The 19,335-nt window shown below is 39.5% G+C and carries 21 protein-coding genes; 18 read left to right on the top strand and 3 right to left on the bottom strand.

Features of this window, described 5'->3' with window-relative positions:
- Window positions 1-288 precede the first annotated feature (288 nt).
- The 10 genes from WKU33_RS01830 (at window position 289) to copZ (WKU33_RS01785) (ending at window position 7,581) form a co-directional block, all read left to right on the top strand.
- On the top strand, window positions 289-699 hold the full coding sequence (locus tag WKU33_RS01830) for a YbaN family protein (protein WP_232334340.1): 411 nt from the start codon (window positions 289-291) through the stop codon (window positions 697-699).
- Between the two features lie 90 nt (window positions 700-789).
- A complete protein-coding gene (locus tag WKU33_RS01825) occupies window positions 790-1,971 on the top strand; it encodes an acetyl-CoA C-acetyltransferase (RefSeq protein WP_340452886.1) in 1,182 nt (393 codons plus the stop codon).
- Window positions 1,913-2,818, top strand: coding sequence for a metallophosphoesterase (locus WKU33_RS01820; RefSeq protein WP_229782571.1), 906 nt, complete (start codon window positions 1,913-1,915; stop codon window positions 2,816-2,818). Before WKU33_RS01825 ends, WKU33_RS01820 begins: the two co-directional genes overlap by 59 nt.
- A gap of 244 nt (window positions 2,819-3,062) precedes the next feature.
- Window positions 3,063-3,269 carry a copper chaperone CopZ gene (copZ, locus tag WKU33_RS01815; protein ID WP_156855641.1) on the top strand — a complete coding sequence of 69 codons (207 nt, stop codon included), beginning with the start codon at window positions 3,063-3,065 and terminating at the stop codon, window positions 3,267-3,269.
- Window positions 3,270-3,613: 344 nt separating this feature from the next.
- Window positions 3,614-3,823: an NrdH-redoxin gene (locus WKU33_RS01810; RefSeq protein WP_340452883.1), complete on the top strand. Its 210-nt coding sequence runs from the start codon at window positions 3,614-3,616 to the stop codon at window positions 3,821-3,823.
- Between the two features lie 109 nt (window positions 3,824-3,932).
- Entirely contained in the window at window positions 3,933-4,115 is a 183-nt protein-coding gene (locus tag WKU33_RS01805) for a hypothetical protein (protein WP_336253044.1), read from the top strand.
- The gene (locus tag WKU33_RS01800; protein WP_340453008.1) at window positions 4,112-4,195 is read left to right on the top strand and encodes a DUF1541 domain-containing protein; all 84 of its coding nucleotides are present in this window, start codon (window positions 4,112-4,114) and stop codon (window positions 4,193-4,195) included. The genes WKU33_RS01805 and WKU33_RS01800 overlap by 4 nt, the downstream gene beginning before the upstream one ends.
- Window positions 4,196-4,641: 446 nt before the next feature.
- Window positions 4,642-4,944, top strand: coding sequence for a metal-sensing transcriptional repressor (locus WKU33_RS01795; RefSeq protein WP_156855638.1), 303 nt, complete (start codon window positions 4,642-4,644; stop codon window positions 4,942-4,944).
- Window positions 4,945-4,958: 14 nt separating this feature from the next.
- Window positions 4,959-7,343, top strand: a complete 2,385-nt coding sequence (locus WKU33_RS01790; protein ID WP_336253045.1) for a heavy metal translocating P-type ATPase — start codon at window positions 4,959-4,961, stop codon at window positions 7,341-7,343.
- Window positions 7,344-7,374: 31 nt separating this feature from the next.
- Window positions 7,375-7,581 carry a copper chaperone CopZ gene (gene copZ, locus WKU33_RS01785; RefSeq protein WP_156855637.1) on the top strand — a complete coding sequence of 69 codons (207 nt, stop codon included), beginning with the start codon at window positions 7,375-7,377 and terminating at the stop codon, window positions 7,579-7,581.
- A gap of 307 nt (window positions 7,582-7,888) precedes the next feature.
- Here the strand turns inward: copZ (WKU33_RS01785) and WKU33_RS01780 are convergent, their stop codons facing one another.
- Window positions 7,889-8,347, bottom strand: coding sequence for a flavodoxin domain-containing protein (locus tag WKU33_RS01780; RefSeq protein WP_156855636.1), 459 nt, complete (start codon window positions 8,345-8,347; stop codon window positions 7,889-7,891).
- A 253-nt stretch (window positions 8,348-8,600) separates the two neighbouring features.
- Between WKU33_RS01780 and WKU33_RS01775 the strand changes: the two genes are divergently transcribed.
- The 4 genes from WKU33_RS01775 to WKU33_RS01760 all read left to right on the top strand — a co-directional run bounded on the left by WKU33_RS01775 (window position 8,601) and on the right by WKU33_RS01760 (window position 14,201).
- Window positions 8,601-10,625, top strand: a complete 2,025-nt coding sequence (locus tag WKU33_RS01775) for a methyl-accepting chemotaxis protein (RefSeq protein WP_336253046.1) — start codon at window positions 8,601-8,603, stop codon at window positions 10,623-10,625.
- A gap of 48 nt (window positions 10,626-10,673) precedes the next feature.
- A complete protein-coding gene (locus tag WKU33_RS01770) occupies window positions 10,674-12,680 on the top strand; it encodes a chemotaxis protein CheA (protein ID WP_336253047.1) in 2,007 nt (668 codons plus the stop codon).
- 12 nt (window positions 12,681-12,692) lie between these two features.
- Window positions 12,693-13,151: a chemotaxis protein CheW gene (locus WKU33_RS01765; protein WP_336253048.1), complete on the top strand. Its 459-nt coding sequence runs from the start codon at window positions 12,693-12,695 to the stop codon at window positions 13,149-13,151.
- Between the two features lie 312 nt (window positions 13,152-13,463).
- Window positions 13,464-14,201 carry a Cof-type HAD-IIB family hydrolase gene (locus WKU33_RS01760; protein ID WP_156855632.1) on the top strand — a complete coding sequence of 246 codons (738 nt, stop codon included), beginning with the start codon at window positions 13,464-13,466 and terminating at the stop codon, window positions 14,199-14,201.
- Window positions 14,202-14,779: 578 nt separating this feature from the next.
- On the opposite strand, the gene WKU33_RS01755 is transcribed toward WKU33_RS01760, so the two are convergent.
- Window positions 14,780-15,070, bottom strand: a complete 291-nt coding sequence (locus WKU33_RS01755; protein WP_156855631.1) for a hypothetical protein — start codon at window positions 15,068-15,070, stop codon at window positions 14,780-14,782.
- Window positions 15,070-15,369 carry a DUF2089 family protein gene (locus tag WKU33_RS01750; protein WP_156855630.1) on the bottom strand — a complete coding sequence of 100 codons (300 nt, stop codon included), beginning with the start codon at window positions 15,367-15,369 and terminating at the stop codon, window positions 15,070-15,072. Before WKU33_RS01750 ends, WKU33_RS01755 begins: the two co-directional genes overlap by 1 nt.
- Before the next feature lie 186 nt (window positions 15,370-15,555).
- Here WKU33_RS01750 and WKU33_RS01745 point away from each other — a divergent pair, with 186 nt between their 5' ends.
- From WKU33_RS01745 to WKU33_RS01730, 4 genes are all read left to right on the top strand, one after another.
- Window positions 15,556-16,083 (top strand): folate family ECF transporter S component, encoded by a 528-nt coding sequence (locus WKU33_RS01745; protein ID WP_340452880.1) that lies wholly within the window; start codon window positions 15,556-15,558, stop codon window positions 16,081-16,083.
- A 70-nt stretch (window positions 16,084-16,153) separates the two neighbouring features.
- Window positions 16,154-17,101: a hypothetical protein gene (locus tag WKU33_RS01740; protein ID WP_336253050.1), complete on the top strand. Its 948-nt coding sequence runs from the start codon at window positions 16,154-16,156 to the stop codon at window positions 17,099-17,101.
- A gap of 54 nt (window positions 17,102-17,155) precedes the next feature.
- Window positions 17,156-18,673, top strand: coding sequence for an FAD-dependent oxidoreductase (locus WKU33_RS01735; RefSeq protein ID WP_340452877.1), 1,518 nt, complete (start codon window positions 17,156-17,158; stop codon window positions 18,671-18,673).
- A 150-nt stretch (window positions 18,674-18,823) separates the two neighbouring features.
- Complete coding sequence (locus WKU33_RS01730; protein WP_336253052.1) at window positions 18,824-19,285, top strand: IDEAL domain-containing protein; 462 nt, start codon at window positions 18,824-18,826, stop codon at window positions 19,283-19,285.
- Window positions 19,286-19,335 lie beyond the last annotated feature (50 nt).

Here is a 19,335-nt window from a genome sequence, read left to right as displayed (position 1 = left end):
ACTCCTGCAGGAGGATAGGCATAGGTGAGACCCCGCAGTACGCAAAGCGTACGAGGAGGCTCACCAGCCGCCTGCGGAAAGCGAGAGGTGTCTGGACTGCGGACCTCCAGAAGAAAGTTGCACTTACGCTGGATGAAAGTGATTTGCTGTTTGGTTGGTGCAGGGCGGTGAATGACTGTCTCTTAACTAGGTTGTATTTTTCATAGATGAACAATAACTTTCATAAACATTTCATAAAGAAGGATGAATTCTATGGTAAAATAGGAGGAGATGTTATTTTGAAATAAGGTGATAGCTATCAGTAACTTAAGACGATGGGTTTATATTATATTAGGACTCATTTCTTTTGGGATTGGAGTGGCTGGGGCAATCTTACCAGTATTGCCAGGAGGACCTTTCTTCCTATTTGCTTCATATTGTTTTACAAAGAGCTCGGAACGTTTGGACAGATGGTTTAAGAGCACATCTTTCTATAAACAATATGTAGACCGCTACTTCATTAAACGATACATGACGAGATGGGAAAAAATTCGGATCAATCTTATTGCCGATTTTTTCATTATCCTCTCCGTCGTGATGATTGATATTCTTTTTATTCGGATCATCATGATTACACTAGGACTCGTCAAGCATTACTACTTCATTTATCATATTAAAACAATAAAACCGGAAGAAATAGCGTTCGTTATGGATAAATAGAAACAAGCGGGAAAATCAGTGGTATGCTGACGATCCTGCTTGTTTTTATTCGGCATCCGTAGTACAAAGAAATAAGAGGGGGGAAAGATCATGAAGAAAGTTTATTTAATTGATGGAGCAAGAACAGCTTTTACAGCATTTGGTGGTTCTTTCGCTAGTGTAACAGCAACAGAGCTTGGAACTGTAACAGCGAAAGAAGCGCTAAAGCGATCGAATGTTGCACCAGATCATGTTGACCATGTGATCTATGGGAATGTTATTCATTCCGAGACGAATGCAGCATACATCGCAAGACATATTGGGCTGGATGCAGGAGTACCAAAGGAAGTACCAGCTTATATTCTGAACCGACTCTGTGGTTCCGGGCTGCAATCCATTGTTTCCGGTGTGCAGGAAATATTACTGAACGATGCAGAAATCGTCCTTGCTGGTGGGGTAGAAAATATGTCCCAAGCACCCTATTCGAATTTTGAAAAAAGGTTTGGCGGTGGGAAACTTGGTGAACTAAAATTCCATGATATGCTTCTATCCACATTATTTGATGAATATACTGGATTTGGTATGGGTGTAACGGCAGAAAATCTTGCTAAAGCATATCATATTTCCCGAACAGAACAGGATGAATACGCAGTTCTTTCCCACGAACGGGCGAGTAAGGCGAGGGAGTCCGGCCGTTTCAGTGAAGAAATTGTCGCTGTAGACGTCAAATTGAGGAAGAAAAATGAATCCATTATCGAGGATGAACATATTAAACCGGATACGACAGTAGAGAAAATCAGTGGATTACGTCCATCATTTAAGAAAGATGGTACCGTAACTGCTGCCAATGCTTCTGGGATTAATGACGGAGCAGCAAGTGTTGTCATTGCGTCGGAACAAGCGGTAAACGAGCATGGATTACAGCCGCTTGCTGAAATCGTTTCTTGGGCTGTATCAGGGGTCGATCCATCGGTTATGGGTATCGGACCGGTTCCGGCGATTAAGAAAGCATTAGAGAAAGCAAGATTGCCACTTGAGAAAATCGATTTAATTGAAGTGAATGAGGCTTTTGCAGCCCAATACCTTGCCGTAGAAAAGGAACTTGGACTCGACAGGGAAAAAACGAATGTTAATGGTGGAGCAATTGCTTTAGGACACCCGGTAGGAGTAAGCGGTACTCGTCTAGCATTATCGGCGGCTTATGAACTAAGAAACAGCGATAAGGAATATGCACTTGTCAGTCTTTGTATTGGAGGCGGTCAAGGAATCGCGATGGTTATTAAAAGAAGTTAAGGAATCGGGTGACATTTTGCTCAAATATGTATGGAGATTTTTTACGATTTTTGCGATCTTAATATCTTTAAAAACATGGAAAGATACGAATCATGTAAAGGTAAATAAGGTAGCATTTAAAACGAATAAGTTCCGGGCCAATCAATCATTGCGAATTCTTCAGCTAAGTGATATGCATAATAAAAGGGCATGGAATATCCATCAACGTTTAATTTATAAAATAAATAGCTTATCACCGGATATTATTGTTTTAACAGGAGATTTAATCGACCGCAGAACAAGGAATTTCAAACAGATATTTGCTTTTCTTGATCAGCTGATTGCAATGAACAGGCCGATTTACTTTGTCACAGGGAACCATGAATGGGGAAATAGAAAAAGAAGAAAGTTCATGAAGAAATTAAGAAAACGAGACGTGACCATTTTAGGAAATGAAAACATTGAGATCGAGGTTGCGGGCATTCAGCTTACCCTCGTTGGCGTTCATGATTCATCCACACATCATGAAAATGTTGAGAAAGCGTTCCGACATATAAACGAAACAAGATATACGCTCCTTTTATCCCACTCTCCCTATGTGATTAAAACGTACCCGAATCTTCCCGCGGACCTCGTATTAAGTGGTCATACGCATGGTGGTCAAGTTCGCTTGCCGTTCATTGGCGCAATAATTTCGCCAGGAGGAGGAGTATTTCCGGAACTTGATAAAGGGACTTTTGAATGGAACTCAGGTAAATATATTTATGTAGACAGTGGATTAGGTACAAGTATGATACCCGTCCGTTTTCTGAATCAAAGTCAGATTAGTCTTATCGAAATAACAGGAGTCTGGAATACAACTAACTAAAACCGTAAATAAAAAGATTCCAAGCAATAAAAATTTGCTTGGAATCTTTTTTGGGATTTTCTCCATCTCCCAGCACTATTTTACCATTCATAGTGTTATAGAACGATTAGAGTAAAAGGATCCAGAAACTATTTAAGAATTCAAGACGATTATCTCGAAAGTAATGAAATGAATTTTTTACTTGACAATACATAACGAGGGTATGGTAATATAATGGCGAACAAAAAATTAGGAGGTAATGTAAATGGCAAATAAAACACTTCATGTACAAGGTATGTCTTGTGGACATTGCGTAAATTCTATTGAGGGAAGTGTAGCGGGACTGAACGGAGTAGAAACTGTAAAAGTTCATTTGCAAGATGGGAAAGTAGACGTAACCTTTGATCCAAAAAAGGTGGACTTGAAAGATATTACAGAAGTAATTGAAGAACAAGACTACGATGTTGCCTAAGAAGGGTGGCCGTGCTTCCATAGCATGATCTTCTTTTTTTAAAAAAATATACCCTTTGCCGGTATGTGAGGAAAAAACGATTAACTAAAATGGACCTGAGTTTTTGACGCTTCTGTAACATAAATGAATTTCTTTAGGTATGTTGTATATGCTGTTGGTTATCCTAGGATATGGATTAATCTCTGGAAAATAACCAACATGAAAATTCAGAAGTTTAAAAGGAGGGAAAGATAATGGATCATAGTCACAATGATCGAAAGGAGGTCAATTAACAGATGGCAAACTATCATTTGGAAATCTACACAAGACCTACTTGCTCGGATTGCTAAGACTTAAAGAAGTTCTTGAAAAAGCATCAAATTCCACACAAACAATATGATTTAGAAGAACAACCAGCTAAAGAAAAAGAGTTGAAAAAGCTAACAGGAAGCAGGATTGTTCCTGGAATTGTATTTTCTGAAACTTCCATTTTAGGCTTGAGAAGAAATACAAAAGGCATGACAGGATTTGAGCAGAATAAAGAGGAAATTAACAAGCTGTTAGAAGTTGGATAGTTTATGTAAATCAGAAAGGAGATATTGGCTGAACCGCTGATTCCCTCCTTTCTGAATTTTGGAATCTAATCGTTGTAACATTAAATTCACTCGAGTGGAGGAAAGGAAAATGAAAAATAAAAAATTATTAATTGGATTTGTTTCATTAATGTTTGCTTTTGTTTTAACGGCTTGTGCAGGAAATGATAAAACGACATCTAAAGATAATGCGGGCACAGAAAGTGAGTCAAATGAAAACAGGGATTTGAATGAAGGAGAGTCTGATTCCATGGAAGAGGGAATGGATCATTGAGCTACACGGATGCGGAGACTGGTAAGGAAGTGGAAAATCATAAATGGGTAACGGAAGCAGAACTTTCACCGGTGGAATAAATTGAAACTTCATTGGGGGTATCCTTATCTCCCCCAGTGAATGTTAGTTGAACAGAATCAGGTATTTACGGACTGTTTACCCCCTTCACATATTGGGTTTCCCTCTTGTTTAGAGGTGGGGGTATTACAGACCGTTAATACGTGATAAATTAAGCGAAGGGATGTTTCTACTTGCACAGCGCGTGAAGGACCATTTCGTGATAAGTTCAGCGGCGTTCTGTGAGTAGATATATCCCTTTAAAATTATCCCCTACTTAGGGGCGGTATTTATAAGAACTTTATGTTGATGTGGATAAATAGACGTAGCGTGAAAGAAGCTCCAGTTTTTATTCTTGGAGCTTGATCTTAATATTTCCAAGGATTTTTTACAAAATAGGAGATATTTTATTGACAAATATACTGTGCAGGGGTATAGTATAAATATAAAAGAAAAGGAAGTGATTCATTTGGATAAATTCTTACATGATCACCCAAGTAAACCAAGAACAAAAGATGAACAGCAAAAAGTCATTAACCGTTTAAAACGAATAGAAGGTCAAGTTCGTGGAATACAGAAAATGGTGGAAGATGATCGCTATTGTATGGATATTTTAGTACAAATAAGCGCAATTCAATCTGCCTTAAAGAATGTCGGTTTTGCTATCACCGAACGGCATATCAACCATTGTGTCAGTGATGCGATCAAACAAGGGGAAGGTAAAGAAACGATAGAGGAATTGATGGGAGTATTAAAACAGTTTTCGAAGTAAGGAGGGGATCTATGATGAGTGAAACAAATCATGCTACACTTGGGGTAACAGGAATGACTTGTGCTGCATGTTCCAACCGGATTGAAAAAACTTTAAATAAAATGGACGGTGTGGATGCCCAGGTTAATTTAACGACAGAAAAGGCAACTGTAGAATATGATCCGGATCAAACATCGATAGAAGATATTACGAAGAAAATTGAAAATGTCGGCTATGGTGTTTTAATGGAAAATGCTGAATTAGATGTGTTTGGAATGACCTGTGCAGCCTGTTCGAACCGTATTGAAAAGGTATTGAATAAGCAAGAGGGAGTTAAGTACGCAACAGTTAACTTAACAACAGAAACTGCATCGATTGAATATAATCCAGGACTTACAGATGTTAAAACATTGATTGAAAAAATCAAAAATGTGGGGTATGATGCGAAGTCTAAAGCGGAAGCAGCCGAAAAGCAAACACATAAAGAAAAAGAACTAAAACATCAGAAAACGAAATTAATCATTTCAGCCGTGTTAGCTGCACCACTATTAGTAACCATGTTAGTTCATTTATTTAATATGACGATACCGGATATATTCATGAATCCGTGGTTCCAATTTGCTTTAGCAACACCTATTCAATTTATCATCGGTTGGCAATTTTATGTTGGCGCATATAAGAACCTTCGTAATGGTGGAGCAAACATGGATGTGCTTGTTGCGCTAGGTACGAGTGCTGCTTATTTCTATAGTTTATACGAAGCATTCAAAACCATTGGCAACCCCGAATATATGCCGCATTTATACTTTGAAACGAGTGCTGTATTAATCACGTTAATTTTATTTGGTAAATATTTAGAAGCAAGAGCAAAAAGCCAGACAACGAATGCACTATCCTCTTTACTTAATTTACAAGCAAAAGAGGCTCGCGTGATAAGAAATGGCGAGGAAATCATGATTCCAGTGGATGAAGTTGTCGTTGGTGATCGACTAGTTGTAAAACCAGGAGAAAAGATACCTGTAGACGGGATCGTTGTAAAGGGAAGAACATCTGTAGATGAGTCGATGATTACAGGGGAGTCCATTCCAATTGAAAAAGAAATAGATGCTGGCTTAATCGGCTCAACGATAAACAAAAATGGTTCGATTGTAATGGAAGCTACAAAGGTTGGGAAAGACACTGCCTTGGCATCAATTGTTAAAGTTGTGGAAGAAGCCCAAGGATCGAAAGCACCGATTCAGCGATTGGCTGATGTCATTTCTGGTTATTTCGTACCAATCGTTGTAGGAATTGCCATTCTTACATTTATCGTATGGATATCCTTTGTCCAACCTGGTCAATTTGAATCTGCCTTAGTTGCAGCAATTGCTGTACTTGTTATTGCCTGTCCATGTGCGTTAGGTTTAGCAACACCGACTTCCATCATGGTAGGGACAGGAAGGGCAGCAGAGAGTGGCATCTTGTTTAAAGGTGGAGAACATTTAGAAAGAACACATCAGTTAAATGCCATTGTTATGGACAAAACAGGAACAATTACAAAAGGGAAACCCGAAGTAACGGACTTTACTGGTGATGAAGAAGCACTACAATTGTTGGCTAGTGCAGAAAAAGGGTCAGAACATCCACTTGCAGGAGCCATTGTGGCCTATGCAACGGAGAAGAATATTGACTTTGTAGAAGTGGATGAATTTGATGCTATACCTGGCCATGGTATTGAAGCTAAGATTTCTGGAAAACAAGTTCTCGTTGGAAACCGAAAATTAATGAATGATTATCAAATTGATATGGCAGGTAATGAAGAGGAATTAGTTGAATTTGAAACGGATGGTAAAACAGCGATGTTAATTGCGATTGATGGAGCTTATCGCGGAATTGTTGCGGTTGCTGATACCATTAAAGAAACAGCACCTCAGGCAATTAGAGAGTTAAAAGAACAAGGTTTAGAAGTTATCATGTTAACAGGGGATAACGAAAGAACAGCTCAAGCTATTGCAAAACAAGTAGGAATCGACCAAGTGATTGCCGGGGTATTACCAGAAGAAAAAGCGGATAAGGTCAAAGAAATTCAAGATGAGGGTAAAAAAGTAGCGATGGTTGGTGACGGTGTGAACGACGCACCTGCATTAGTGACTGCAGATATCGGAATTGCCATTGGAACTGGTACAGAAGTGGCGATTGAAGCGGCCGACTTGACGATTCTTGGTGGAGAATTATTACTCATACCGAAAGCCATTAGAATCAGTCATGCAACCATCCGAAATATTCGCCAAAACTTATTCTGGGCTTTTGGATACAATACAGCAGGAATCCCAGTTGCAGCGGTTGGATTACTTGCTCCGTGGATTGCTGGTGCAGCCATGGCGTTAAGTTCAGTAAGTGTTGTTTCGAACTCCCTTCGCTTAAAACGAGTGAAACTTTAAAGTTGGACTCATTTAAAGGAGGTGAAAAATAATGGAAAAAACATTAAATGTACAAGGCATGTCATGTGGTCATTGCAAAATGTCTGTTGAAGGTGCATTAAAAAAATTAGATGGCGTATCAGCAACTGAAGTTAATTTAGGAGCAGGCAAAGTAGACGTTACTTTTGACGAATCAAAAGTAAATGTGGATGCCATGAAAGAAGCCATTGAAGAACAAGGCTATGATGTGGAAGCCTAAACATAAGAAGCAACAGCTGGTTTTCTGTAAAGTGGAAAATCAGCTGTTTTTTTGTTGAAATGAAGTTTCACTTTATCCGCATTAACGGTCTGTAATCCCCCCACTTCTAAACAGGAGGGAAGCCCAAGATGTGAAGGGTCCGTAAATCCCCGATTCTGTTCAACTAACATTCAGTGGGGAGGTAAGGAATTCCCCACTGAGAAGTTTCACTTTATCAGAGGTTGTCTTTTTTGTGCATAAAAAAGTGATACTCACCATTTTCTAGCGCGTACCACTTATCTTTAATTACTGGGTTTTGTCCCAGTTCCTATTTTTCTTTTTCTGCAAGTTTGACGGCGGTTTCCGCAAATTGCTCAATCTTCTCAATTTCCTCGTTAGATGGTGTCAGATCAACTTTAAAACGTTCTGGTAAAAGCTTTGCACCAAGAAAATTAAGCTTATCGCCCATTAAATCGACAGACAAACAAAATTCATCATAGGCAGTATCTCCGGAACCGAATACAGCGAACACTGTGTTTCCAAACTCGGCTTCATCTAGTTCATCATAGAAATCTTCCGCTTCAAAGGGGACTTCGCCATCATCAGAAGAATGGGTTCCGATGAAGACGATATCATAGTCGGATAATTCATCAACATCGATTGGATCGAAGTCGAACGTTCTAATTTCTACATCATGATTTTTATATTCAAGATAGCCGGCAATTGCCTCGGCCATCATTTCTGTATTTCCAGTTGTGGAAATATAAAGTAGTAATACATTTGCCATTTTAAATTCCTCCACCTTCCACCCTCAATCTTAACGTATAGATAGAATTTGTTTCAATAAAAAGGACATTCTAGAAAAAATTTTACATCTGTTCTACAATAATAAAAGTAGGAGGAAATTAGAATTAGGTCTTTTTGGTCATATAAATCTGCTTAGAACTTTTAAGTAATGTAGAAAGCTGCCGATATAAGATAGGTAGACTTATGGAAATTCATAACATAGTAATCAATACATAGGGAAAAGGGTGAAGTGATTGAAGAAGGAACAGACCAAGAAGAAAAATAAGCGGCAAAAATTTATGACCGGTCTCCGTATGCAATTGACGATTCCATTTGTCATTCTAATCGTTCTCGCTGTAGGTATCGTCGCCTTTGTCAGTTACAACTTCAGTGTTCGAACGACAACAGACGAACTATCGAAAAATGTGGAACAGCAAATGAACAGTGTGAATCATACATTTGATATGTATTTTGGTCATATGGAGAACGCTTTAACCCGCATGGCGTCCAGTTCAACAATCCGTAAATATGGCGGGGATGATTACCTTGAATTATTTTCTTATTTACAAGAGTCGAGTTTAGCAAGTGAAGATCTGATGGCAACTTATGCAGGCTACGATGACAGTGAAGATATAATAATTTTTCCTCATGATGATGCGATAAAAGATATCAATCCTAAAGATCGGGGTTGGTATGTAGAAGCGGTGGAACGAGATGGGGGAATCATTTGGACAGAACCTTATGAAGATGCTCTATCAGGAGATATTGTAATTACAGCCGCGAAAGCTTTTTATGAATATAATCAGCTTGTGGGAGTAGCTGGAATTGACATTCATACGCAAGCCCTGTTTCGCTTGATTAATGATATTCAAATTGGAGATAACGGGTATGCAATTGTTCTGGACGAGGCTGGGAACTACATTACGAATCCTGATGAATCAAAAATGGGAGAAAATATAGCAGATGAAGCTTTTTTTCAAGAGATAATCGCTGCGGGGGATCAGGGTATGATTGAGACGACTGTAGGTGGAGAAGAGTTAACGATCGGTTTTATCAAAAACCCGACAACAAACTGGATTATTGCAGGAGTCATCAATCAAAGTGAATTTCGAGATAAGGCAAGTGCGGTAATGTTGCCGATATTTATTACCCTGCTCGTTGTATTAGCCCTTGCAATTAGTGCTGCAACAATTATCGCGAGTCGAATTATTAAGCCGATTCGTGACCTTCAACAATCAATGAAACGAGTGGAAAAAGGGAATTTAACGGCAACGAAAGTTCTTAATCGAAATGATGAAATTGGCGGGTTAAGTAAAAGTTTCAACTTTATGGTAAGTGAAATGCGGAATGTGATTGACCGAATAGCTTATAGTTCGAATAAAGTTGCAGATGCTGCGGAGAATCTTGTGGCGAGTACAGAAGAAAATACCGCGTCCGCAAATGAAGTTGCTCGAACGATGGAAGAGATTGCCGCTGGTGCGAGTAATCAAGCCGACTTAAATGAAAAGAATACAATGTCATTCCATTCCTTATCAAAGATGATTGAGGAAATTAAAGAAAAGAATGAGCAAATGTATACCCAGGCGCAAGATATGGGCCGGCTTTCCAGCACAGGTGTGGAATCGATTCAAGCACTAGCAACACGATCTGCTGAAACTGCAGAAGTTGCAAGTCAAGTGATGACAGCGATCGAACAATTAAATGAAAAATCCACGAACATCCATACAATTGTGGATAAGATTGCAACTATCGCTAGCCAGACGAATTTACTTGCATTGAATGCATCAATTGAAGCCGCCCGCGCCGGAGAGCATGGTCATGGCTTTGCAGTTGTAGCTAGTGAAGTAGGGAAGCTTGCTGAAGAGACGGCGGACGCTTTGAAAGATATTGCAGCAATCATCGAGGAAATGCAAGAGGAGACAGAGCAATCGGTTGAGCTTGTGCAGAACACAATGGAATTATTCGAACAGCAAAGCGAAAGTGTCGGTGATACAGGTCAAGCCTTCCTTGCGATATCTGGATCCGTGAATGAGAATAGTCAAATGACCGAACAGATTATGGAACTTACGAACAGGATTGTCGAAATGCAGAAAGAAATCATTCAGAATACGGAAAATTACGCGTCAATCAGTGAAGAAACAGCAGCAGGAACAGAAGAAATTTCCGCATCCATAGAAGAACAAACTGCTTCGATGGAAATGTTGAGTAATTTAGCTACAGATCTAGAAGCAATTGCAAATACAATGAATGAGGAAATTGATCGTTTTAAAATTAACTAAGCCGTTGCAAAAAGGCTACGGAACCGAGCTTTGGAAAGGATGTACGTGATGGAAACCAATCAATATCTAGATGTCTTTCTGGATGAAAGCAGGGAACATCTTCAAGTGATTAATGACCATACTCTAAGATTAGAAAATGAACCGCAAAATGAAGGATTAGTGAACGAAATCTTCCGTTCTGCCCATACATTAAAAGGGATGGCCGCAACAATGGGTTATGAAGACATCGCTTCATTGACACATAAAATGGAAAATGTTCTTGATTTAATTCGCAACAAACAATTACAAGCTACGACAGAAGTAATTGATATTATTTTTATCGCCATCGAATACCTGGAGGAAATGGTCGAGGCGATAAGTAATGGCCAGGATGGGAAGAAGGATGTCACAGAATTAGTTGCTCGCCTTGATCGTTTCGAAAAAGGGGAAGCAGCAGCTACAGCAGAACAGAACAAAGTAGAGGAGCCTGAAGATAATGCTACCGTACCTGTAGATCTGGATGAGTTTCAGATGACTATTATTGAACAGGGGGAGGAGCAAGGATTTGCTGCTTATCAGATCATCGTAGAGCTTTCCGATGAATCGATTTTGAAAGGCGCTCGAGCTTACATGGTCTTTGAAGCTTTGGAAGATAAAGGGGAAGTCATTAAAACAATTCCGGCGACAGAAGATATCGAGGAAGGTAATTTTGACAATTCCTTCGAGTTGATTTTTCTTTCCAAGGAAGCCCCTGAGAATTTTGAGCCTTTGATTTTAAAAGTTTCAGAGATTCGTAATGTCGTTATAAATCGGGTACGTTTCCATCAAGAGGAGGTCCAAGCTGAAGAACAGGAATTTGCAGTAAAAGAAGAATTGAATGAACGCAATCCTGTGGAGCACGCGGATTCAGCAGTCTCTAATCATCAGCCTGCAAAAACGATTCGTGTCAACTTAGATCGGATTGATGACTTACTTAATCTGTTTGAAGAAGTAGTCATTGATCAAAGCAGGTTAAATGTAGTAGCAGATGGGATTAAGAATCCAGAACTAACGGAAACGGTAGAGCATATGAACCGAGTATCATCTGATATGCAAAGCTTAATTTTAGCAATGCGCATGGTACCAATTGAACAAGTGTTCAATCGCTTCCCCCGTATGGTACGTGGTCTTGCCCGCGATTTGGAGAAAAAGATCAACTTGGAAATAATTGGTGCGGATACCGAGCTTGATCGAACGGTAATTGATGAGATTGGGGACCCGCTCGTTCACTTGATTCGTAATTCGGTCGACCATGGAATCGAACGACCAGAAGAGCGGAGAAATTCTGGGAAGGCGGAAGAGGGAAATGTCGTCTTACGAGCGTTCCATAGCGGAAATCATGTCTTTATTGAAATTGAAGATGATGGTGCAGGAATTAATTTAAATAAAGTTAAGAAGAAGGCTATCGATAATGGAATAATAACAGCACAAGAAGCGGATCAATTGTCTGAACAGGAAGTATGTCAATTAATTCTCGAATCCGGATTCAGTACAGCTGAAACAGTTTCCAGTGTATCTGGCCGTGGTGTCGGGCTTGATGTTGTAAAAAATAAAATAGAATCTCTTGGCGGTTCGATTTCTATTGAGTCGACGCAAGGGGAGGGGAGTATATTTTCCATTCAATTGCCATTAACCCTCTCGATTATTACAACCTTGCTCGTGAAATCCCAAGAAGAGACATACGCGATTCCACTTTCATCGATTATTGAAACCGTATTGCTTCAAAAAGAGCAAATCATGACGTCCCACGGTCAAAAAGTGATGGATTTCCGGGGGCAAATTGTTCCATTACTTGATTTACAGGAAGTACTGGCAATCCCGGAACTTGAAGCAGTGGAAGAAGAGCAGGCTGTAGTCGTAATGAAAAAAGGAGATAAACTTACTGGACTTGTCGTCGACCATTTGATTGGTCAGCAGGAACTTGTTTTGAAATCCCTAGGGGACTACTTAGGAGATGTATTTGCCATATCAGGAGCGACAATTTTAGGTGATGGACAAGTAGCTTTAATAATTGATCCGAACGCATTAATAAAGTAAGGTGGGAGTGGAATGGAAGAATCTCGTAAATATATATTATTCACATTACATGGGCAGGCCTATGCTGTAGATGCCCAGTATGTCATATCAATTGAACGGTTGCAGCAGATCACAGAGATACCGCAAACGAAGGAATTCATTCGGGGTGTAACGGAAATCCGCGACGAAACAACAGCAATTATTGACTTGCGAATCGCTTTAAGTTTAACGACGACGGAAAATACGAATGATACACGGATTCTCGTCGTTACATTAGAAGGTATGCAAATTGGCCTGATAGTAGATGCGGTGACAGAAGTGCTAGATATTAATTCAAATAATATAGAGGACGCCCCTTCAATCATTTCGGGAGTTCAAGCTGCTTACCTCGAAGGCGTTGCAAAGGTCAATGAACAATTGATCCTCCTCTTAGACATTGCTAAAATGCTTGATATGGAAGATAAAGAGGGATTAAAAGAAGTATTACAGTAGAAAAGTGGGACAGGGGGTCAGAGCATTTGTCCCAGGATTAGGGACAAACGCTCTGACCCCCTGTCCCGTTTCCTTATCGTTTTCGCTCAACCTTTGGTACAATGGTTTACGAACCGTATTATAAATGGGAAGTCCAATATTTATTTATATAGGAACAATAATTAGGGACGAATGGCAGGTCCATTAGTCGGTGGCTTTATAGTCGGTTATTATAATATTGAAATGTTGTTCTACTAATCGGACTACTTCTGATCCCTTCTATAACTACATTCCTGTATGACAAAAAATAAAAGCCGAGCAAGGAGGAGCATCATGAAAGATATTAAATTAATTGCATTAGATATGGATGGTACATTGCTGAATGACAATCAGGAAGTACCGGAAAGGAACCGAAAAGCAATAGAGCAAGCACTTGCAAAAGATGTTCATGTCGTATTAAGTACGGGTCGCGGATTTAATACGTGTTACCCTTACGCAGTTGATCTTGAATTGCCTTCATATCTTATTACTGCCAATGGTGCGGAAATTTGGACGATGGAGAAGGAATTACTTAGAAGAAGAAAACTGGAATCGGAAATGATCGAAAAGCTTTATAACATTACTACACAAGTAGGAGCAGAAATGTGGATGATTTCCACAGAGGGAGCATTTAATGGAAATTTCCCGAACGATTTCAATAAGTATGAATGGCTGAAATTCGGCTGTCATACGGACGATCAGCGGAAACTTGATATTCTTATCAAAGAATTTTCCAAGTTTGAGGAACTTGAGTTATCCAACTCGCTACCGATGAATATAGAAGTTAACGCTAGAGGAGTTTCCAAGGCGGATGCACTGGAGTTTTTATGCGAGCGAATCGGTATTACGATGGATAATGTGCTTGCCTGTGGAGATAGTCTGAATGATATTAAGATGATTCAAGGATCAGGAGTCGGTGTTGCAATGGGAAATGCCCAGGAAGCGATTAAGAAAGTTGCCGACTATGAATCTGTTACGAATAATGAAGGCGGAGTAGGAGAAGCAATTGAGAAGTTTGTATTAAATGTATAAAGTTAAGATACGAAAAGGCGATTCTTTCAACATGAAGAGTCGCCTTACTTTTATTCGACACTTTATGTAGTCAACAAAGTGAATCACTAGACACGTTTATTTTTACAAACTGCCACTTGCTTTCATTCAGCGTAAGTATTTTGAGCATTCATTTTATTGGCGTTCTAATTACCGTTCAGTTGCCCGGCGGACGGATGCTTTCCACGGGCACGGCCTCAGCCTCCTCGGAAGAAAACCGCTTCCTGCGGGGTCTTCGGACTCGTGCTTTTCCCGTAGGAGTCACCGTCCGCCGGGCAACTGAACTGGTCTAAAGGATTATTTTAAAAAGAAATTATTCCGTTATGATAAGGATTGTACTTTTGGAATATTAAACAGCAATCCAAATCACGCCTTTTCTCGGAGCAGTCCAGACACCTCGAGACTCCTGCAGGAGGATAGGCATAGGTGAGACCCCGCAGTACGCAAAGCGTACGAGGAGGCTCACCAGCCGCCTGCGGAAAGCGAGAGGTGTCTGGACTGCGGACCTCCAGAAGGAAGTGCACGCACTTACGCTAAATGAAAGTATCTCATTTATAAATTTAATTCAAATCATGTGCTTGCATTTTTTCTAATTCTTTTTCATGTTTTTTCTTTAATGACTTTCTCCCCTGATCCCATTGCTCTAATAGAAAGAGCAGTCCGATAATCAGGATGATGAAATAGAACCATAAACTATTAATACTGCCATTGATTAACGAGATGGTCATCCAAGTTGTAAAAACAACGGGTATTAGAGCGCCCCAATAGGGATTATTCCTAGTTGAAAGGAAATATTGTATACCGAGAAAAGCTGCAATGATAAATACATCATAAATTCCGTAACCAAACATTAAACTTCATTCCTTTCTTGCTTATATTTATCAATAATTAATTTCGCCTCTTCTAAGTTGATCCGATCATCAATCGATAGTTGTTTAATAAATTTGATAAAGCCCTCGTTTTCTACTTTCTCATTGATCTTAATCTTTTCAATTAATCTGTCGAGCCGGATTCTTACAGTAGGGTACGAGACATCATAGAGCTTGGAAATTTCTTTTAAGGAACCGGAGTGAATGACAAAGTTTTTGATGAATTCGATGTCTTCCGTTTCTAAAGCTAATATCCAGGCGGGAACGTTATTCATTTCCATCCTTTCACCTCATTTTTTATTATTTAAATATATCTTAACATAAAGATAAATAAAGTTAAAGTAAAAGTTAATATTATTTAAGTGTGCAATAAGAGATCGAGGCAGAGCAGTTGGCGAACGAATGAATTTGAGTTATGATACGGGGACAGATTATCTTATTATTTCGAAGTCAGGAAGTGTGTGAACATGGAGGAACATAAAGAAATGTCAAGGACAGAGACGAAGACCCCGACGAAAATGTTAACAATCACAGCCGCACTAGTTGCAATCAATTTAGTATTAAATCAATTTACTTTAGCATTTGGTACCTTACTGGAAATTGGCTTTGCCTTTTTGCCGATTGCAGTACTAGCCTATCTTTACGGACCAGTGAATGCAGGAATTGCTTCTGTTGTTGCTGATATTATTGGCTTTGTGTTACGGCCTGCGGGATTCTTTTTCCCAGGGTTTACATTTAATTCATTGTTAATCGGCTTATTATTTGGATGGTTTCTTTATAAGAAACCCGTCACACTCAGTCGGATTGCGTTAGCTAACTTGGTTGTTACCATTGTAATTACATTAATCCTAACACCGATTTGGTTGAATATTATGTTTGGAAGCCCCATTTTTGCTGGACCGCGGATGGTGAAGGCGATTGTTCTTTATCCGATTGAAGTAGGATTGTTATATGCCTTATTAAAATCGATTAGTAGGGTAGACTTAAAACTATAGTAAGTCGATTATCACCTGGGACTTTATCATGCATAAACTAAAGATATCAGGCTAGTAAAGGATGATTCTCTTGAAGCTTAAAAAATATTATGTTTCCGGAAATACAGCAGAAGGTTATATTGACAGCTTAGCGACTAATTTGCATGGAATAGAAGAAGTGATTCAACTCGACAATCCATCCTATAGAGTGAATACAGCGATATTACAGCAATTAATCGAACAGAATAAAGACGACACTCCGATTGAAGTGTTGAAAAGCCCAATCAGTGCAGAGTATCTTGAAGGGGTGATCTTTAGGGATAAGCAGCTCGCCATCTTGGGTAATCGGGAATGTCCATTTACGAATCAAGCATATGATCTATTTAAAAAAGGGTTGCGTATTCATGATGAACTCGAGCAAGTTTTTATCAAGGAAATGGATTTCGAGAAGGCAGATGATTTAGCAAAGAAATATATCGATGAACTGCTTCCGGATCATGTGAATGAAACTCGTGAGCCTTATATTTACCGCAGATTTTTCGGCACGAACACAATGGATGGTGTCGTAAATGAAGTGCCTAATCTGATTTCAGAACTTGATCTGATTTATCACATTAAAGGTCGAGCGGGCACGGGAAAATCGACATTTATGAAAAGAATTGTAAAAGCATGTCTTGAGCGCGGGTTGGATCTTGAATTATATCACTGCAGCTTTGACCCGAATAGTATTGATATGGTACTTGTGCCGGAACTAAAGTTCTGTTTATTTGATAGTACGGACCCGCACGCATTTGAACCAATTGACAAATCTAGAGAGAAAGTCATTGATTTATATGAGGAAACCGTTACACCAGGAACGGATGAAAGATATGCAGAAGAAATTGAGAACCTGACAAAGCAATATAAGAGCTACATGAAAAAAGGGGTGGCCGCCCTCCAAATGGAAGGTGCTGAAATCGTCGCACAAGATACGAAGAGGCCGTTCGATCAGATGGAAATAACGGAAAGTGTCAACAACCTCCAGGCGAAACTTGGTTAAAACTCTAATCCTTGGGCAAACTAAGCAAAACAGACAAGTTGGAGGACAAAGCATATGACGGGCCATACTATTCCAGAATATCCAGAATCCTACTGGTTAAAAAATAATGACACACTCCCAGAATATCCTCAACTTAAAGAGGATATCAAAGCAGATGTTACGATCGTTGGCGCAGGAATTACAGGGATTACTGCAGCGTATCTATTAGCAAATGAAGGACTGCGCATCGCAATAATAGATGCCGGACGTTTGATGAATGGCACGACGGGACACACGACGGCTAAGATTACGTCTCAACATGGTTTGATTTATGATGAATTAATAACAAATGTTGGAGTGGAAAATGCCAAACTATATTATGAATCCAACGAAGCTGCCAAGCAATTTATAAAACAAACCATTGAAGAGCAGAATATTGCTTGTGATTACAAAGAACAAGATGCAATCCTCTATGCAACGACTGAAGAATATGCAGTTAAAATGGAAAAAGAAGCTAAAGCATATGAACGCTTAGGGATTCCTGGTACCCTCACGACAGATATTCCGCTTGGGATTCCAATTAAGAATGCCTTGGTCATGAAGGAGCAGGCACAATTTCATCCGGTAAAATTTTTACAACATCTGCTTCATATCATCAAGGAAAAAAATGTGAGAATTTATGAGCATACAACTGCGGTGAAAGTTGAAAAAGGTGAAAATCAGAAGGTTGTTATGAGGAATGGTGCACAGATTTTAAGTAAACATATACTTGTCGCAAGCCATTTTCCATTTCATGAAGGACTCGGGTTATACGCAGCTCGCATGGATGTTGAACGTTCTTATATCATCGCGGCAAAAATGAAAAAAACCTTTCCAGGGGGGATGTATCTTCAAGTCGATCCACCTGTACATTCGCTCCGAAGTGTAACAATCGGCGGGGAAGATATGGTTCTGATTGGCGGGATGACCCATAAGACAGGGAAGGAAACAGAAACGAATAAGCTCTATGAATCGTTGCGAGATTTTGGTGACCAATTATTTGAAGTGGAGGATATTCCTTATCGTTGGTCAGCCCAAGATTTAATAACGTTGGATAAAGTGCCTTACATTGGAGAACTCACTCCAAACCATCCGTATGTGACCGTTGCAACCGGATTCCGTAAATGGGGAATGACAAACAGCGTTGTTGCAGCAAAACTTTTCCGTGATTATGTGTTAAGACAGAAAAATAAATATGAAGAGTTGTACACTCCGTCTCGCTTCCATGCAAAAGCAAGTATCCCATCTCTCGTGGAAGTGAATAAGAAAGTCGTAACGAGCCTTGTAAAAGGAAAGCTCGAAAGACCGGAGCGAACCCCGGAATCGCTTTCGAATGATGAAGGGGCAATCGTGACGTTGGATGGTCAAAGAAAAGGAGCCTACAAGGATGAGCAAGGGAACCTTCATATTGTTGACACGACTTGCACACATGCAGGGTGTGAGGTCAACTGGAATAAAGGGGAGCGAACTTGGGATTGTCCTTGTCACGGTTCTAGATTCGATTATACGGGGAAAGTAATCGAAGGTCCCGCGGAAAAACCATTAAAAAAATAAATAAAGTATGGACCTGAATGGTGATCAGGTCTGTACTTTTTTTATTCTGCAAAAATATTTTAGTAAATTACCCTTGTGTTTTTTAATGAAATCGGTTACAATTAATTAACTGAAAATTAGGATAGGACATTAAAAAAGGGTGGTGAAGTTATGGTAACGTTGAAAATGTTGAAACCTTATTACATTAAGAATGAGAAGAACTTTGTTCGGATTATTTTGGCTTATCAATATTTTTCGGTCATTATTAAGAACAAGGTTTATCAATTTATCCCTGTGGAATCAAATGAAATTCGCGTTAACCGCCGCACTGAAAAGATTGAGAATATCGATGCGGTATTTGCTTTTCAGAATGGAAAAGAAATTGTCAATGTCCCAATGGTGAAGCTCATTACTTTACCTGAGTTCCTGGAACAAATCCATGATATTGCAAGGCCATATTACTTCAGTGCCCAAAATGAAATAGAAGCAGAAGAACGTGAAGATTATACAGCAATTATTGCAGAATTAGAACGTCAAAACATACTGCGGCTTATTGATAAAGCATTGGACGAGAGGGATGAAGAAACATTTAAAGCAATGGCAACGGTCTTAAAGAATATGGATCAACAATGAAAAAGCTGGCAGAGAATTTTCTCTGCCAGCTTTTTTTAATCGTCTAGGAG

The organism is Oceanobacillus sp. HCA-5259 (genome assembly GCF_037892815.1).
Taxonomy (GTDB): Bacteria; Bacillota; Bacilli; order Bacillales; family Amphibacillaceae; genus Oceanobacillus; species Oceanobacillus indicireducens.
The sequence above is the reverse complement of the archived record's forward strand: the minus strand, read 5'-3'. Positions and strand labels throughout refer to the sequence as shown.

Bases quoted from the DNA above. Each gene is read 5' to 3' on its own strand.
- WKU33_RS01825 (WP_340452886.1), top strand. From the start codon at position 790: ATGAAGAAAGTTTATTTAATTGATGGAGCAAGAACAGCTTTTACAGCA.
- copZ (WP_156855641.1), top strand. From the start codon at position 3,063: ATGGCAAATAAAACACTTCATGTACAAGGTATGTCTTGTGGACATTGC.
- WKU33_RS01805 (WP_336253044.1), top strand. From the start codon at position 3,933: ATGAAAAATAAAAAATTATTAATTGGATTTGTTTCATTAATGTTTGCT.
- WKU33_RS01790 (WP_336253045.1), top strand. From the start codon at position 4,959: ATGAGTGAAACAAATCATGCTACACTTGGGGTAACAGGAATGACTTGT.
- copZ (WP_156855637.1), top strand. From the start codon at position 7,375: ATGGAAAAAACATTAAATGTACAAGGCATGTCATGTGGTCATTGCAAA.
- WKU33_RS01780 (WP_156855636.1), bottom strand. From the start codon at position 8,347: ATGGCAAATGTATTACTACTTTATATTTCCACAACTGGAAATACAGAA.
- WKU33_RS01770 (WP_336253047.1), top strand. From the start codon at position 10,674: ATGGAAACCAATCAATATCTAGATGTCTTTCTGGATGAAAGCAGGGAA.
- WKU33_RS01765 (WP_336253048.1), top strand. From the start codon at position 12,693: ATGGAAGAATCTCGTAAATATATATTATTCACATTACATGGGCAGGCC.
- WKU33_RS01760 (WP_156855632.1), top strand. From the start codon at position 13,464: ATGAAAGATATTAAATTAATTGCATTAGATATGGATGGTACATTGCTG.
- WKU33_RS01755 (WP_156855631.1), bottom strand. From the start codon at position 15,070: ATGTTTGGTTACGGAATTTATGATGTATTTATCATTGCAGCTTTTCTC.
- WKU33_RS01750 (WP_156855630.1), bottom strand. From the start codon at position 15,369: ATGGAAATGAATAACGTTCCCGCCTGGATATTAGCTTTAGAAACGGAA.
- WKU33_RS01745 (WP_340452880.1), top strand. From the start codon at position 15,556: ATGGAGGAACATAAAGAAATGTCAAGGACAGAGACGAAGACCCCGACG.
- WKU33_RS01735 (WP_340452877.1), top strand. From the start codon at position 17,156: ATGACGGGCCATACTATTCCAGAATATCCAGAATCCTACTGGTTAAAA.
- WKU33_RS01730 (WP_336253052.1), top strand. From the start codon at position 18,824: ATGGTAACGTTGAAAATGTTGAAACCTTATTACATTAAGAATGAGAAG.